Genomic DNA, 14,801 nt, shown 5'->3' with positions numbered 1-14,801 from the left:
AATCATTGAATTTAAGCTTTTTGCCACTGTGGCAAATTATTCTCAAACGCGGTAATTTTATCGTCTAGTTCTAAAGTTTGACCTATTGCATCCAAACCTTTGAGTAGATTGGTTTTATGCTGCTCAGCAATTTCAAAGCCAAAATTCAAGTCTTTAACCTTAACTGTTTGATCTTGTAAATTCACAGTGATTTGCGCAGAGGCATCACTTTCAACCAGAGCAAAAAGTTGATCCATTTGACTGCTTGTAAGCTGCACAGGTAACAATTGATTGTTGATACAGTTACCGTAAAAAATGTCAGCAAAACTAGTACCAATTACCACTTTAAAACCATAGTCGTCTAGTGACCAAGGCGCATGTTCGCGGCTTGAACCACAACCAAAGTTTTCCCTAGTCAGTAAAACACTGGCCCCTTGGTGTTCTGTCTTGTTAAATACAAAGTCAGGATTAGGTACTTGTTCATGTTGATCCAGATAACGCCAATCGTGAAACAAGTGTTTGCCGTAGCCACTTTTCGTGACCGCAGTTAAGAATTGCTTAGGGATGATTTGGTCAGTATCAACATTGGCTTGATTTAAAGGCATTGCCTTACCTGTATGGATATTAATTCCTGCTGTTGTCATGAAAAATTCCTTAATATCTATTGATAGTCGCGCACATCGGCGAAGTGACCTGCCAATGCAGCCGCTGCGGCCATAGCTGGGCTAACTAAATGAGTGCGCGAACCTCTGCCTTGACGGCCTTCAAAGTTACGGTTGCTGGTAGATGCACAGCGGTCGCCTTGGGTCAGGATGTCGTCGTTCATGCCTAAACACATGGAACAACCAGGTAAGCGCCATTCAAAACCTGCTTCGATAAATATTTTATCGAGTTGTTCTGCCTCAGCTTGGGCTTTAACTGATACCGAACCTGGTACCACAATAGCAGTCACACCTGGTGCTACTTTGCCATGTTTGGCAATTGCCGCTGCGGCGCGCATATCTTCAATACGGCCATTGGTGCATGAACCAATAAAGACGTTATTAACGCTTAATTCAGATAGTTTTTGACCTGGCGCTAAGTCCATATATTTAAGGGCTTTGTTAGCTGAGTCTTTATCAATGGGATCTGAAAAATCGTTTGGAGATGGCACAGGTTGATTAACACCAATAACTTGCCCTGGGTTGGTGCCCCAAGTCACTTGTGGGGTGATATCAGCAGCGTTTAACTGAATAACGGTATCAAAAGTTGCATCTTTATCAGATTTTAAGCTGTTCCAATAAGCAACTGCTTGGGTCCAATTATCGCCTTTAGGAGCGTATTCACGGCCTTCAAGATAATCAAATGTAGTTTGGTCTGGGGCAATTAAACCTGCTTTAGCGCCTGCTTCTATGCTCATGTTACACACTGTCATGCGCTCTTCCATTGATAGTGCTGAAATCGCTTCACCACTATATTCAATGACGTAGCCAGTAGCACCAGCGTGACCAATTTTACCTATGATAGCCAAGATAATATCTTTGGCAGTAATGCCAATAGGTAAGCTGCCGTTAACTTGCACTTGCATGCTTTTGGCTTTGCTTTGTTTCAGTGTTTGGGTAGCAAATACATGTTCTACCTGAGAGGTACCAATACCAAAAGCCAAAGCGCCAAATGCACCGTGAGTAGCAGTGTGTGAGTCACCACAAACAACAGTCATGCCTGGTTGAATAAGCCCAAGTTCAGGACCCATCACATGCACAATACCTTGTTTTTGGTGACCTACAGGGAATAACTCAATACCGTGCTTTTTGCAGTTGTCTGCTAAAGTTTGTAATTGTAATTTATTAGTAGGTCCACAAGCATCAAGAGCTAAAGAGCGAGTTGATATGCTGTGATCCATAGTGGCAAAAGTGCGCTCGGGGCAACGTACTTTACGACCTTTTTCATCTAGACCTGCAAAAGCTTGAGGGGTGGTCACCTCGTGGATCAAATGTCTGTCTATATAAATTAATCCCTCTTCGCCGGTTTCAGAGGTTTTTTTCGCATCGATAATATGCGCTTGCCATATTTTGTCATATAAGGTGGTAGCCATGACTATTTCCTAAATCTGTTAAATTAACGCGGCGATATAGTCGCCCACTTCACTGGTACTTTTAGCTAAATGACGTTCATCAGGTCCAAGTAGATCGCCTGTCAGTATACCATCACCTAAGGTCTTCATTACGGCTGAATCAATGGCATCTGCGGCGGCTGTTTCATTTAAGCTGAAACGTAACAGCATGGAAGCTGAAAGTATTTGCGCAATAGGGTTGGCAATGCCTTTACCTGCGATATCAGGGGCTGAGCCGCCTGCAGGTTCGTACATACCAAAATTGTCTTGATTGATACTGGCTGAAGGTAATAGCCCCATAGAGCCTGTGATCATCGCACATTCGTCAGAAATAATGTCGCCAAACAAGTTTGAACATAACATCACATCAAACTGACTCGGGTTGCGGATAAGTTGCATAGTCGCATTGTCGATATAGATGTGTTCAAGCTCTACTTCTGGATAGTCTTTAGCAACTTCTTCTACCACTTCGCGCCATAAACGGCTGCAAACCAATACATTAGCTTTGTCTACCGAGGTGACTTTTTTGCCACGTTTTTGCGCAGCGTCAAAGGCGCTGATAGCGATGCGGCGTATTTCTCTTTTGCTGTAACGCATAGTGTCATAAGCAAATTGTTCTTCGCCTTCGCCTTCTAAACCTTTAGGTTGACCGAAATAAATACCGCTGGTGAGTTCGCGCACTACTAATACATCAAAGCCGGCAGCAGCAATATCTGCCCTTAGAGGAGAGAAGGCTTCAAGACCCTGATAAATTTTTGCTGGGCGTAAATTACTGAATAAATCAAAGTGACCCCGTAATGCCAAAAGTGCGGCACGTTCTGGACGTTCTTCTAAGGGTAAGCTGTCCCACTTAGGACCACCTATTGAGCCAAATAAAATGGCACTGGCGTCTTCACAACCTTTTAGGGTGGCAGCAGGCAAGGCTTTACCATGATTATCTATGGCTAAACCACCTACATCGAAGTCGTTCAGTTGAAATGAAATATTAAATTTTTTGGTTACGGCTGCTAACACCTTTTTGGCTTCGACCATGACCTCTGGGCCAATTCCATCACCTGCCAATACAGCTATGTTGTAGTCAGACATTCTCTTCTATACCCCTGCAATTTTTACTTGTTGCTCTTTCTGTTGATCAATTTGATCTGCTAAATGTGTGTTGTTTAATACATATATCAAGGCTTTAACTCCAGACTCCACTATATCTGTTGCCAAACCAATACCGTTAAAACGACGGCCATTGTATTCAGCTACCACAGATACTTGGGCGAGTGCGTTGGCACCTTCACCTTTTGAATCAAGTTTAAAATCGACAATTTCAACTTGGTTATGACCTACCACTTTAGTGATAGCGTTGTAAGCGGCATCAACTGGTCCGTTACCTGTAGCAGACTCGGTAATTTCTTTATCGCCCACTAACATGCGTACTGTTGCGCTAGGTATGATTTCTTTACCCGAATTGGCCTGCAAATAAGTGAGTTTGTAATGTTGGTCTTCTTGTTTTGTTTGACTGAAAAATAATAGCGCTTCTAAGTCATAATCAAACACTTGGCCTTTTTTGTCGGCTAGTTTCACGAAAGATTCGTATACAGTTTCTAAGTCAAAATCGGTTTCTTTGTAACCCAATTCGATCAAGCGATGTTTGATCACATGACGGCCAGAACGAGAGGTGAGGTTTAAGTTGTTTTTGTTAATGCCGACACTTTCTGGTGTCATGATTTCGTAGGTGTTTTGGCCTTTTAATACGCCGTCTTGGTGAATGCCTGATGAATGACTAAAGGCATTGGCACCAACAATTGCTTTGTTTGCTTGCACCGGCATATTGCATAAGTTACTGACCAATTTAGAGGTACGAGAAATTTCTTCACTCTTGATATTGGTGGTAAACCCCAGTTTTGCATGGCGAGTTTGCAAAATCATGGCGATTTCTTCTAAAGAACAGTTACCAGCACGTTCACCTAAACCGTTTATGGTGGCTTCAACTTGTCTTGCACCTTGCTCTACTGCCGCTAAAGAGTTCGCTACAGCTAAGCCTAAATCATTATGGCAATGCACTGAAATGACCGCTTTGTCGATATTGGGCACGCGATTAAATAGGTCTTTAATTATGCCACCAAATTCTGTTGGGGTAGTGTAGCCAACAGTATCGGGAATGTTGACTGTGGTAGCGCCAGCGTTGATTGCGGCTTCTACCATGCGGCATAGGTAATCTATGTGGGTACGACCCGCATCTTCACAGGAAAACTCCACATCGTCAGTATAACGGCGGGCGTGTTTTACGGCTTGTACGGCCATCTCAACCACTTCGTCTTGAGACTTACGTAATTTGGTATTTACATGAATGTCAGAGGTCGCAATAAATGTATGAATACGGAATTGATCTGCTACTTTTAACGCTTCACCACAAGCATCGATATCTTTTGCCAAAGCACGTGAAAGACCACACACAGTCGCATTTTTGATTTCACGGGCGATGCTTTGTACTGATTTAAAATCACCGGGCGAAGATACTGGGAAACCGGCTTCTATAATGTCTACACCAAGACGTTCCAGAGCCAGAGCAATTTTTAGTTTTTCCTTAACACTTAAACTGGCAGGCAGCGCTTGTTCGCCGTCCCGCAAGGTGGTGTCGAAAATTTTGACCTGGTTTGTTTTGAATTGGCCAGACATACCTTTCTCCTAAATGCTCTGTTGGTTGTGAATTACTGGAAATACGCATACAAAAAACCCGCGCTATGCACGGGTTTTGTAAACTGGTTAACGCTCGCTTACAACCTACCCGTGCAGTCTTGCTGCCAGCAGAAGTAAAGTAGATAAAATAGCGTTATTCATGTTTAAAATTCTTAAATTTATGTGTAACAAAGTTATTTTGAAATCACGGTGTATTTGTATCGCGGATAGCACCAACACGTCAACCACCTATTACGAGAAACATATAACTTAAAAGTATAAATTCAAATGTTTTAGGTGTTTGTAGATTAAAAGTGCAATTGTGGATCTTGCCTTTTATGTAAAACTCTGACAATTTCGACCTTAGACTGAGTTATCCGATAAAATATGACATGATTACTGGTAGGGAAGCTTTTCAAATCAGCTATTAACTCCGGCCTTGCTACCCCTTTTAGTGGTAATTGTAGGAGAGACCAAATATCTTCTTTCAAGGACAAAAGATAACCTTTAGTTTGTTTCGCTCGCCAATTTTGTGTTGTGTATTTGGAAATGTCGGCTAAGTCATTTCGTGCAATTGGTGAAATAACCAATTGATAAGTTTTCATATCTCGGATGTATCTTCAAATAATTTATCTAGCGCTGATTTAGAGTTAATTTCAATTCCTTGGCCGCTATCTAACTGAGTAATCCCAACATTCAATTGTTTACGCAAATGTGCCAGTTTTACTTCCATAATCCATTCCTCATGACTATCCATAAAACGCAGTGCCTCACGGATAACCTCACTGGCATTGTTGTACAAGCCACTTTCTACTTTTGATTTAATTTTTGTTTCTAATTCGGTCGTAAGTGAAATATGCATAACCACCACTTATAAATAATTTCAAAGTTCATGTTAGTTAGAGTCAATATGATGCTAGAGACGAAGATTGTCAATTATTGGTTGAGCTGAAGTGCTTGTCGGGGTAGGGGGCAGGTAGGGGGCAACCTCACAGGGTCACGGGTAGGGGTCAAGTTACTTGATTAACAAGACTTTTGATCAAACCTTCTATGGTAAGCTTGAGCTGTCTATTTTCTCTTTTTTTCTGTCGTATTTGATGAGTAATAAAACTAACTGAGCCTGCATGGTTCAGATTGAAACGGGTAGGGGTCAAGTTACTTGATTAACAAGACTTTTGATCAAACCTTCTATGGTAAGCTTGAGCTGTTCATTTTCTCTTTTTTTCTGTCGTATTTGATGAGTAATAAAACTAACTGAGCCTGCGTGGTTCAGATTGAAATATTCTGCTATCTCACATAATTTTGCTGCTGCTAACTCCTGACATAAATACATCGCAATTTTGCGTGCTTCATTTTCTGTTTGCGGGCCTTTACTGACTTTTAGCAGTTCCTTTGTACTTGTCTTGTAATAAGCTGCAACGGCTTCGGTTACTTGTTGAATTGTCAAATTTGGCTGTATGACACGACTTTTTCCCTCTGCAGTCAACTCGGGTAATAGCTCATCGTAAACCCATTTCTTAAACGCTTCGTCACCAAAAACGGCTGACATGTTGCCTTTACGATGAAATGTTGCTGTTTGTTCATCAATGCCTTGCATAACAAATTTTCTATAATCTTTATAATGTTGTTTATGACCTAACATCTTATAAATTGTATCGCGTTTAAGAAAATTAATAGGTTTTACCTTGCCAACGTATGCTGGATAGCTTGACCAAGGATAGTCTTCCAATTGTTCTACCAAGGGCACTTTTGTCTCGATAGGATTACGATGAATGTATCTGGAAAGTTGTAAAAGGTAAGCTTCATGATCTATTAAAATGGCTTTATAACGCCCTCTAAATAACGGGCCATCAATTAATTTCAGACGATTGTAGCGCTGAGTATAGACACCATTAATATGGCGCATAATTCTGCTTAGATTGGCATTTGGGGTTTCTATTAAAAGGTGATAATGATTACCCATCAGGCAATAGGCATGAACAATACATTTAAAACGTTGCTGAGCTTGTGCAATAGTGTCTAAAAAGCAAAGGTAATATTCATCCCCATGAAATATTGTGTGCCGCTCTCTGCCACGATTCATCACATGGTAAAATGCATTTTCATATTCAATTCGTTGAGGTCTTGGCATAAATTAAGCGTAGACCTTAGAGTTTTGTTAATCAAGCAACTTGACCCCCTGCTTCTCTCATATTCAATTCGTTGAGGTCTTGGCATAAATTAAGCGTAGACCTAAGAGTTTTATGAATCAAGCGACTTGACCCCCTGCTAACTTTTGTTATGAATCAAGCAACTTGACCCCCTGCTAACTTTTGACCCCCTGCTAACTTTGTTATATTTCAAATGTAATGGAACTTTATGCCTTATTCAATTTCCCATATAATGGCAAAACTTTAGAAACCACCACAAAAGGTAAAAAATTAATGAATAAAGTATTAATCGGAATAGGCATAATTTTATCTGCTTACTTAATTTATAACGCAGTGAGTAGTGAAGACGAGTCTGCAGCTATTACCTCTGAAAAGGTTTTAGATAAGCAAGATATTATTGAGAATACAGCTGTGGTTGAAGAAGTAGTTGAAGATGTATATGACAATCAAAGTGCCACTATCGATGGTAGCTACATTCTCAATATAACCACTGATACCACAGAAACTAGTCAAGTATTCGACTTTTCTTCAAATGGAACTTTTGCGTTAAATAGAAAAATGATCAGTCCTAATCCTGAATTAGCTGGTAGTGTAAAGGGTACTTATACCATTACGGGTAATACTATCAATTTGGTATTTCCCTCTGATAGAAATAAGGAAACATTTCCAGTTGATACCGGTACTATGACTATAAAATCAGATACTGAATTACAATATGGCAGTTATATAGCCATACTAGATTAATTCATTTATTTTTTTTGGGTAAATAGAACTACTGTCGTAGTATTTATTTACCCTCAAAATAGATTTTCCTCCAACTTAAATTCATATCCTGCATCAATCCAGCATTCCTTTCCCTAGTTAGCTATGTTTTTTAGCATTGCTATCGCTTTCTCATTCCCTGATTTAGCTGCCTTATTGAGCCACATTAAGGATTGCTCGTGGTTTTTGTCTGTACCAATACCCTTATAATAAAACATAGCCAGCTTTAACTGAGCGTCTGTATGGTTGATTTCAGCTCCTTTCTTAAAGAAGTTAAACGCCTCTTGATAATTCTTTTGCCAGTAATAAAATTGACCTAACTGAAAATATGCGTCTGGGTAATCTTCTTCTGCAGCTTTAGTCCACCAATAAATTGATTTGTCATGGGTGTTTTTATTCTGTTGGTAGATTACAGCAAGATTTACATAAGCGTTTACAACAGCTGATTCTGCGGCCGTTTCAAACCATACAATCGCCTTATCTATATCTTTTTCAACACCTTTGCCATATAAATACATTAAGGCTAAGTTGTTTTGGGCGAAAGGATCGGCTTTATTTGCTGCGTATGTATAATGTTCAATAGCTTTTTTAAAGTCTTGCGGAAACAATTGTCCCGTTTCAAAGAGTCTACCTACTTTATATCTAATATTTGCATGGGGCGACTTAGCAGCTTCTGAGTACCAGTATTTTGCTTTGTTACTGTCCTTGGTTATGCCATGACCATGTTGGTACGCAAATGCCAAATTATACTGTTCAGAGCCAACACCTAATTCTGCATTTTCTTTAAATAGTGCTACTTGCTTTTGGGTGAACTGTTGAGGAAAGCTTAAGCTGAACGTGTGAACAAAAAATAAAGCTATAAATATAGTTGATCTTAATAATTTCATATCCATTAATTCCAGATAATAAAAAAGGAGGCTCAAAGCCTCCTTTTTAAGTTACTTAAAAGTAATATTAGTTAGTAACAACTACATCAACAACACGTTTTTGACCAGTAATAGAACTGTTAACAGTGTTGATAAGATCACCATTAACATCAACAGTTGCATCAGCAACGATACGAGTAGTACCTGATGTGGCAGCAACTGCTGGAATAACAAGTTCAATGCGAGAGTTAGTAGCAGTGTGAATTAATGCTGCAGAAGTACCTGCAGGGAAATCTTCACCAGCACCTGCATCGGTGCCATTGCCATCTAAATCTAGGAAGAAGTAGGCATTAACATCAGCTACATCTTCAAAGAACACGCCATCATTATCGATATCAGCAACTTCAATGTCTTGAGTTCCGTCATCTGCACTACCAAGTGCTCCACCAACACTAATTCTATGAGAAAAAGTGATAACAGCAGTGAAACCATCGTTATCAGCTGCAGGTGCAGTTTCTAAGTTAGAGAACGATGTTGTTACTGTGTATGGACCTACATCGTTATATGCTAAGAAACGAGGTGCAACCACTTCCCAACGATTTGGTATCAATGCAGCTGTATCTTCAATACCACCAGTAGTACCTGTTACTGCTGGAGTGAAATCAGCCCATTTATTACCCGTTGCATCATTGATGTTATCCCAAGAAAGAATCAAATGTTGCTCTTCTTGAGAAGCTTCACCATCTTCTTCGTACAAGAACTCACCATTAGTACCATTTTCAAACAAGGCAGTTATTGCAGTTGAATCAGTACCAGATAAAGTTATTGTAATAACATTGCCATTTTGAGTAAATGCTGTGGCTGAACCAGCAATTGCATCTGGGTCTAATGTTACAGCTAAGGTATTACCAGCACCAACTGTCGGGTTAGTTGGGTCCCAAAGTTGAATAGTAGTTGTAGCATCAATGTCTACCACTTCGTTAAAGGTAATCTCTAACTCAGGACCAGTCCAGCGAGCAGCTGTAACCATAGGAGGCATTGCATCTTGAATCATTACATTAGCATTTGATTCAGTGGTAATTTCGTTACCTACCGCATCAGCATATGCTGTTGCAAAACCAAGCATTGCACCTGCTTCAGTATTAGCTAGTGCAACAACGTCAGTTGTATCAAAATCAACTAAATCAACATCTACACTGCCAGCACCACTAGGATCATCATCAATAGTATGCTTAACATCATTGTTAATAACAAAGTTTGAAGCTAAACCTGCAGTACCAGTAAAAGTAGGTGAACCTGCACCGACTACTAGGTTTTCAGAGAAAGCAACACCAATTTCAGCAGGAATCGCAGCCCATGCAGCGAATGCAGTTTCATCGTATAATGGGTAGTCAGCAGTATTAGCACCATTGTTAATGGTTACTACTCGTACGTCTGCAGCAGTTGCACCAGCCGTAAGATCAGCAGCAGACAAACGTCCACCCATATCAGCAGTTAATGTATCAAACTCTTCGTTACGTTCGTCTTGACCAGCCAAGTGGCGAGGTTGCACGTATATAACTGGGTTGCCAACAGTTGCTTGAGCACCAACATCAGGAGATGAAATTTCACCACCATTACCGAAGCGAGCATTAAAAGTACTAGAAGTAATCGTTAATGAACCACCGTCTTGTGGAGCACCAGCAGAAGTAATTGCATAACTTTCTTGAAGAACTGTAGTAGGTGCAATGGCATCAACTAACGTTACAGATTGTGTTTTAGCTGTCAACGTATCACCAAAACCATTTTGTGGCGTTAATGTAACAGTTTTACCGTGAGCAGTACCGTCATATGTAGCGACACCTTTATTGCCAGCAGTTGGAGCAGATACTTGTGAAGCATTTGCTGTACCACCCCAAACAATACCACCTGGAGAATCTTCTGCATCAACAGTTACTACGGCATAGTTGTAATCAAACAAACCACCAAGCGTTGGAGTACCAATAATTTCATCACCCAAAGCTTCTAAACGAGCCGCTGTATTTGCGTCACCATTTAGTTGAGACAAAACAGCAGATATAGGTGTAGCAGTAGCTTCCGTTGCGCCAACTAAGTTATCAGCAAAAGCAGAACTATAGGCAGCAAGCTCAGTGTCACCAGCATCTTCTGATGCATCAGCATCAATCACTTGTGGCCCTAGAACTATATCACCATCACCTGATGGCTTATTAAACGTACAGAAATATGCATGGCTGTATACAGCTTTAGTTGAAGTTACAACCGCAATGTCATCCCAGTCGATGTCTGCGTTATCAATTAAGAATACACCTTCATCTGCATCTACAGCTAACCAATGAGGGAACCATACGTCAACTTTAGAACCTTCATCAAGATCTTCAACAAAACTTACTGTTGCAAAAGTACCATCAGCTGACAATGTTACTGTTGCATCAGCAATAGTATCACCATCTACTTTCACACGCGCTTCACTTAAGTCGAATGTCGCGGCCATTTCTTCATTAAAACGGATTACAAAGTCATTTACTACATTTTGAGTTAATGCTGCATAGTCGATTCCACCGTCAAGTACTGTTGTAGTACCGATTTGACCATCAATTGACTTAATGATTGGATCAGTTGTTTTGTCAACAGGAGTGAAATCAACTGGACAAACTTCGACAGTATTTAAGAACGTAGAAGAACCCTCTGAATCAGTAGTAAAAGTAGCACCTTCTATTAGCTCAGGAGCAACTGATTTGATTGCCCAGCCTTGTTTCGCTGTTACTTTATAAGTTGAATTTGCCGCCAAACCAGTCAATGAGAACATACCGTTAGCATCAGCGCTGATAGTATGATTATCTTCAGAATTAGTTAACTGAACGCCATTAAAGACATCAGCAGGAAGAATAGGATCTACTGCATCTGCATCTGCAGTAACTGTGACAAAATCTAAAGATAGTAAGTCAGCAGTATCAACAAGTGCTGCACCAGTGACACAATCACGAATATAACCATAAGCACCAGCATTTAGCATTGGAAGTACCGCAGTACCTGCTTGTGCTGTAAGACCACTTACAAAAGTTTGGATAGTAGTGTTTGAATTTCCGCCACTAGCATCACCTTGACCACCAGTGTTATTTACTTGTGCTTGAGGAGTAACAGTTACTAACGCACCTAAATGCTCAGCTGTACCAGCAATAGTAACAACTAATGATTGAGTAACATCATCATCACTTTCATCACCTTCATTGTTAACGCCGTTTACATTAGTAGCGCCAACACCACTGAATGTATATTGACCACCAGCATTAGTTACAGTTTCAAGGCTACCTAAGTAAACTGCAACACCAGCTAGAGGATTACCGTTAGTATCTACAACAACACCTTGAACTGTCATTGATAATTCGTTTTGATTACCAGTTGTGTTCTGAGTTGCATCAGTAGAAGAAGTAGTAGTAGCTGTGCTACCCGCATCTCCCTCTGAATCGCCACATGCAGCCAAACCTAAACTTAGGACTACCGCAAGTGCTACTTTAGTTTTATAAAATTGAGTTGTATTAACCATTATTATAGTGTTCCTATTTATTTAAATATTATTTAAGTACTTTCTATGTTGACCATATGAGTACATTTCAATCCTGTTTTTCGGTTTGCAACATTATCATGTTTTACGGGCAAACAATATATCATCATATATTTGTTATTGACAAATAACATTTACCGTAGAAACACTTATTCATAGTTAAAACCTATAACAATCCATCGTAGTAGTTCTGTTTCAAACAAAATTTCACGTAACATATAACTATTTAATTTCATAACTATATGACGTCAAACAAAATTGTATAATGAGAGCAGCATAGCCGTCAAGCACCTAAATCAAATTCGTTTGACGCATATTGGTTCGCACGTCAGGCGAATTACATAGTATATAGTGAAGGGGAGGGCGAAGTACTCCAATTTCTAATCAATTTGTAATTACTTTGCTCAAAATGTAATTAAATAGCGGTATTACGGGCAATGTTGTGAACTTTTGGTGATTTTTGAAGTCAGAGCATAGTTAAATTGTCGAAGGCTTTAGGTTTTGAAGCAGATTAAAGTTTGATAAATAATTTTCAAATGACCAAAATTAACTTCTATTTACTAAGTGATTGTATACAAAGGTGTAAATATTTGAGCTTTGTTGTAGCCTTATTCACTTCATTTTAATTCTTGTTTTGTACCCGCCTACAGGTGATTTAGCGAAAGGTCTTCCAATTGATACTTAGGGATAAAAGTAACTCCCTAATAGATAATGCCCGTTGTTGACCTTTACCCTTATGCACCCATTTGTGACCACAACATGCTGCAGTTAAAATCGCTTTTGTGGGTTTGAGTAGTCTTAAACTCAGCACATCGCTTTGTCTATAATTTTCTTCGGCAAATTCACCATCAATTTTGAACCAGCCAAACTTATTGGTATGCAAGCGCTGAGTGGTTCGTTCTATTCTGTCAATTGAGTCCAGTTCTATATGTTCACTGCCAAGTTGTTTAACGTGAATGGCGATACTGGAACCAATTTGAATATTGCTAGAAAACCATTGTTGGGTTTTTTGTGTATCGTAGTTATTAGCCATACATTTAGCGGCTTGTTTTGCTTGCCAACTGGCGTTGTGTATATCCACTTGTAGCGGTGATTGTTGTTCTAATAAGCTGTAAGCGGCGCGTTTCACATGGTGTCTAAGGCCTGCTATTTTTCGTTGTAGCAGGCTGATATTGGTTATTTTTTGCTGGGATAAACTAGCGAGTTCACGCTCATACAGGGCATTACATAATTCAGCATAATGCAGCTGACGTTGATCGTCAGAAAAAATGTCTACCTGTTGTGAGTTTGAAATGTGCATATAGGATAGTGCTAATAAAAGTGCTTAAAACTAAAATGGCCAGCGTTAGCTGACCATTTTATACTCTATGCCACTGAATTTGCAGTTTTATTAACTACAAATAGCATAAGAGCAATTATTGACCTTTAACTTCAGATAAACCATTAAAGATAGCTTTGTCACCTAAGTATTCTTCAATACGTAATAATTGATTGTACTTAGAAACACGATCAGAACGACATAAAGAACCCGTCTTGATTTGACCAGCAGCTGTGCCCACCGCTAAATCTGCGATAGTGGCATCTTCAGTTTCACCTGAACGATGAGAGATGACAGCAGTAAAACCAGCATCTTTAGCCATTTTGATAGCGGCTAATGTTTCAGTTAAAGTACCGATTTGGTTAAACTTGATTAAGATAGAGTTACCTATACCGTTTTCGATTCCGCGCGCTAAAATCTTAGTATTTGTAACGAATAAGTCATCACCAACGATTTGAACTCTGTCGCCTAATAATTTAGTTTGGTAAGCAAAACCGTCCCAGTCTGACTCATCTAAACCATCTTCAATTGAAACAATTGGGTATTGATCACAAAGTGTGGCTAAGAAATCAGAGAATTCGTTAGCTGTAAATTGTTTGCCTTCACCTTTAAGGTCGTAGATAGCCGTTTCTTTGTTGTAGAACTCAGAGGCCGCACAATCCATGGCTAAAGTAACGTCTGTACCTAGCTCGTAACCTGCCGCCGCAACAGCTTCTTTGATTACCGCTAATGCATCAGCGTTTGATGCTAAATCTGGTGCGAAACCACCTTCATCTCCAACAGCTGTGTTTAAGCCTTTTGCAGATAATACTTTTTTAAGAGCGTGAAATATTTCTGCACCCATACGTAATGCTTCTTTAAAGCTTTTCGCGCCAACAGGTTGAATCATAAACTCTTGGATATCAACGTTGTTATCAGCATGCTCACCACCGTTGATGATGTTCATCATTGGTAATGGTAAAGAATAAATACCTGGGGTGCCGTTTAAGTCAGCAATGTGCTCAAATAATTGAACTCCTTTTGCATTTGCTGCTGCTTTAGCTACGGCTAAAGAAACCGCTAAAATTGCATTAGCACCAAATTTTTCTTTGTTTTCTGTGCCATCTAAATCGATCATTATTTGATCGATTTCAGCTTGCGCTATAGGATCTTTGCCAATTAATGCAGGAGCGATGTTGTCATTGATGGCGGCAACGGCTTTTAATACCCCTTTACCTAAATAACGGCTTTTATCACCATCACGTAATTCTAACGCTTCACGTGAACCTGTTGATGCACCTGAAGGCGCAGCAGCTCTACCCATAGCACCAGATTCTAAATACACATCTGCTTCTACTGTTGGGTTACCACGAGAGTCCATGATTTCACGAGCGATAATTTTGCTGATCTTTGACATTGTTGTTGC

Annotated in this window: 12 protein-coding genes; 1 reads left to right on the top strand and 11 read right to left on the bottom strand. The window is 39.8% G+C overall.

The features are described 5' to 3' along the window. Nucleotides 1–11: 11 nt before the first annotated feature. From leuD to GARC_RS05575, 7 genes are all read right to left on the bottom strand, one after another. Entirely contained in the window at nucleotides 12–623 is a 612-nt protein-coding gene (gene leuD / locus GARC_RS05605) for a 3-isopropylmalate dehydratase small subunit (protein WP_007617664.1), read from the bottom strand. A 17-nt stretch (nucleotides 624–640) separates the two neighbouring features. Next, nucleotides 641–2,053 (bottom strand): 3-isopropylmalate dehydratase large subunit, encoded by a 1,413-nt coding sequence (leuC, locus tag GARC_RS05600; protein WP_007617663.1) that lies wholly within the window; start codon nucleotides 2,051–2,053, stop codon nucleotides 641–643. A gap of 18 nt (nucleotides 2,054–2,071) precedes the next feature. Continuing rightward, nucleotides 2,072–3,157, bottom strand: a complete 1,086-nt coding sequence (gene leuB / locus GARC_RS05595) for a 3-isopropylmalate dehydrogenase (protein WP_007617662.1) — start codon at nucleotides 3,155–3,157, stop codon at nucleotides 2,072–2,074. 6 nt (nucleotides 3,158–3,163) lie between these two features. Beyond that, a complete protein-coding gene (leuA, locus tag GARC_RS05590) occupies nucleotides 3,164–4,738 on the bottom strand; it encodes a 2-isopropylmalate synthase (RefSeq protein ID WP_007617661.1) in 1,575 nt (524 codons plus the stop codon). Between the two features lie 308 nt (nucleotides 4,739–5,046). Continuing rightward, the gene (locus GARC_RS05585) at nucleotides 5,047–5,343 is read right to left on the bottom strand and encodes a type II toxin-antitoxin system RelE/ParE family toxin (RefSeq protein ID WP_007617660.1); all 297 of its coding nucleotides are present in this window, start codon (nucleotides 5,341–5,343) and stop codon (nucleotides 5,047–5,049) included. Next, on the bottom strand, nucleotides 5,340–5,600 hold the full coding sequence (locus tag GARC_RS05580; protein ID WP_007617659.1) for a type II toxin-antitoxin system ParD family antitoxin: 261 nt from the start codon (nucleotides 5,598–5,600) through the stop codon (nucleotides 5,340–5,342). The genes GARC_RS05585 and GARC_RS05580 overlap by 4 nt, the downstream gene beginning before the upstream one ends. 288 nt (nucleotides 5,601–5,888) lie before the next feature. Then, nucleotides 5,889–6,869 (bottom strand): transposase, encoded by a 981-nt coding sequence (locus GARC_RS05575; protein ID WP_007617658.1) that lies wholly within the window; start codon nucleotides 6,867–6,869, stop codon nucleotides 5,889–5,891. Nucleotides 6,870–7,161: 292 nt separating this feature from the next. Between GARC_RS05575 and GARC_RS05570 the strand changes: the two genes are divergently transcribed. Then, nucleotides 7,162–7,632 carry a hypothetical protein gene (locus GARC_RS05570; RefSeq protein WP_153810872.1) on the top strand — a complete coding sequence of 157 codons (471 nt, stop codon included), beginning with the start codon at nucleotides 7,162–7,164 and terminating at the stop codon, nucleotides 7,630–7,632. Nucleotides 7,633–7,745: 113 nt separating this feature from the next. Here GARC_RS05570 and GARC_RS05565 read toward each other — a convergent pair whose 3' ends face one another. The 4 genes from GARC_RS05565 to eno all read right to left on the bottom strand — a co-directional run bounded on the left by GARC_RS05565 (nucleotide 7,746) and on the right by eno (nucleotide 14,792). Then, nucleotides 7,746–8,543, bottom strand: coding sequence for a tetratricopeptide repeat protein (locus tag GARC_RS05565; protein WP_007617656.1), 798 nt, complete (start codon nucleotides 8,541–8,543; stop codon nucleotides 7,746–7,748). Nucleotides 8,544–8,604: 61 nt separating this feature from the next. Next, on the bottom strand, nucleotides 8,605–12,060 hold the full coding sequence (locus tag GARC_RS05560; protein ID WP_007617655.1) for a carboxypeptidase-like regulatory domain-containing protein: 3,456 nt from the start codon (nucleotides 12,058–12,060) through the stop codon (nucleotides 8,605–8,607). A gap of 673 nt (nucleotides 12,061–12,733) precedes the next feature. Continuing rightward, nucleotides 12,734–13,378, bottom strand: a complete 645-nt coding sequence (locus GARC_RS05555; RefSeq protein WP_007617644.1) for a hypothetical protein — start codon at nucleotides 13,376–13,378, stop codon at nucleotides 12,734–12,736. A gap of 115 nt (nucleotides 13,379–13,493) precedes the next feature. Beyond that, nucleotides 13,494–14,792: a phosphopyruvate hydratase gene (gene eno, locus GARC_RS05550; RefSeq protein WP_007617642.1), complete on the bottom strand. Its 1,299-nt coding sequence runs from the start codon at nucleotides 14,790–14,792 to the stop codon at nucleotides 13,494–13,496. Between the last annotated feature and the right edge of the window lie 9 nt (nucleotides 14,793–14,801).

Source organism: Paraglaciecola arctica BSs20135, assembly GCF_000314995.1.
In the GTDB taxonomy this organism is placed as follows: Bacteria; Pseudomonadota; Gammaproteobacteria; order Enterobacterales; family Alteromonadaceae; genus Paraglaciecola; species Paraglaciecola arctica.
The sequence above is the reverse complement of the archived record's forward strand: the minus strand, read 5'-3'. Positions and strand labels throughout refer to the sequence as shown.

Bases quoted from the DNA above. Each gene is read 5' to 3' on its own strand.
- GARC_RS05575 (WP_007617658.1), bottom strand. From the start codon at position 6,869: ATGCCAAGACCTCAACGAATTGAATATGAAAATGCATTTTACCATGTG.
- GARC_RS05565 (WP_007617656.1), bottom strand. From the start codon at position 8,543: ATGGATATGAAATTATTAAGATCAACTATATTTATAGCTTTATTTTTT.
- GARC_RS05585 (WP_007617660.1), bottom strand. From the start codon at position 5,343: ATGAAAACTTATCAATTGGTTATTTCACCAATTGCACGAAATGACTTA.
- GARC_RS05555 (WP_007617644.1), bottom strand. From the start codon at position 13,378: ATGCACATTTCAAACTCACAACAGGTAGACATTTTTTCTGACGATCAA.
- leuD (WP_007617664.1), bottom strand. From the start codon at position 623: ATGACAACAGCAGGAATTAATATCCATACAGGTAAGGCAATGCCTTTA.
- leuB (WP_007617662.1), bottom strand. From the start codon at position 3,157: ATGTCTGACTACAACATAGCTGTATTGGCAGGTGATGGAATTGGCCCA.
- GARC_RS05560 (WP_007617655.1), bottom strand. From the start codon at position 12,060: ATGGTTAATACAACTCAATTTTATAAAACTAAAGTAGCACTTGCGGTA.
- GARC_RS05570 (WP_153810872.1), top strand. From the start codon at position 7,162: ATGAATAAAGTATTAATCGGAATAGGCATAATTTTATCTGCTTACTTA.
- leuC (WP_007617663.1), bottom strand. From the start codon at position 2,053: ATGGCTACCACCTTATATGACAAAATATGGCAAGCGCATATTATCGAT.
- GARC_RS05580 (WP_007617659.1), bottom strand. From the start codon at position 5,600: ATGCATATTTCACTTACGACCGAATTAGAAACAAAAATTAAATCAAAA.
- eno (WP_007617642.1), bottom strand. From the start codon at position 14,792: ATGTCAAAGATCAGCAAAATTATCGCTCGTGAAATCATGGACTCTCGT.
- leuA (WP_007617661.1), bottom strand. From the start codon at position 4,738: ATGTCTGGCCAATTCAAAACAAACCAGGTCAAAATTTTCGACACCACC.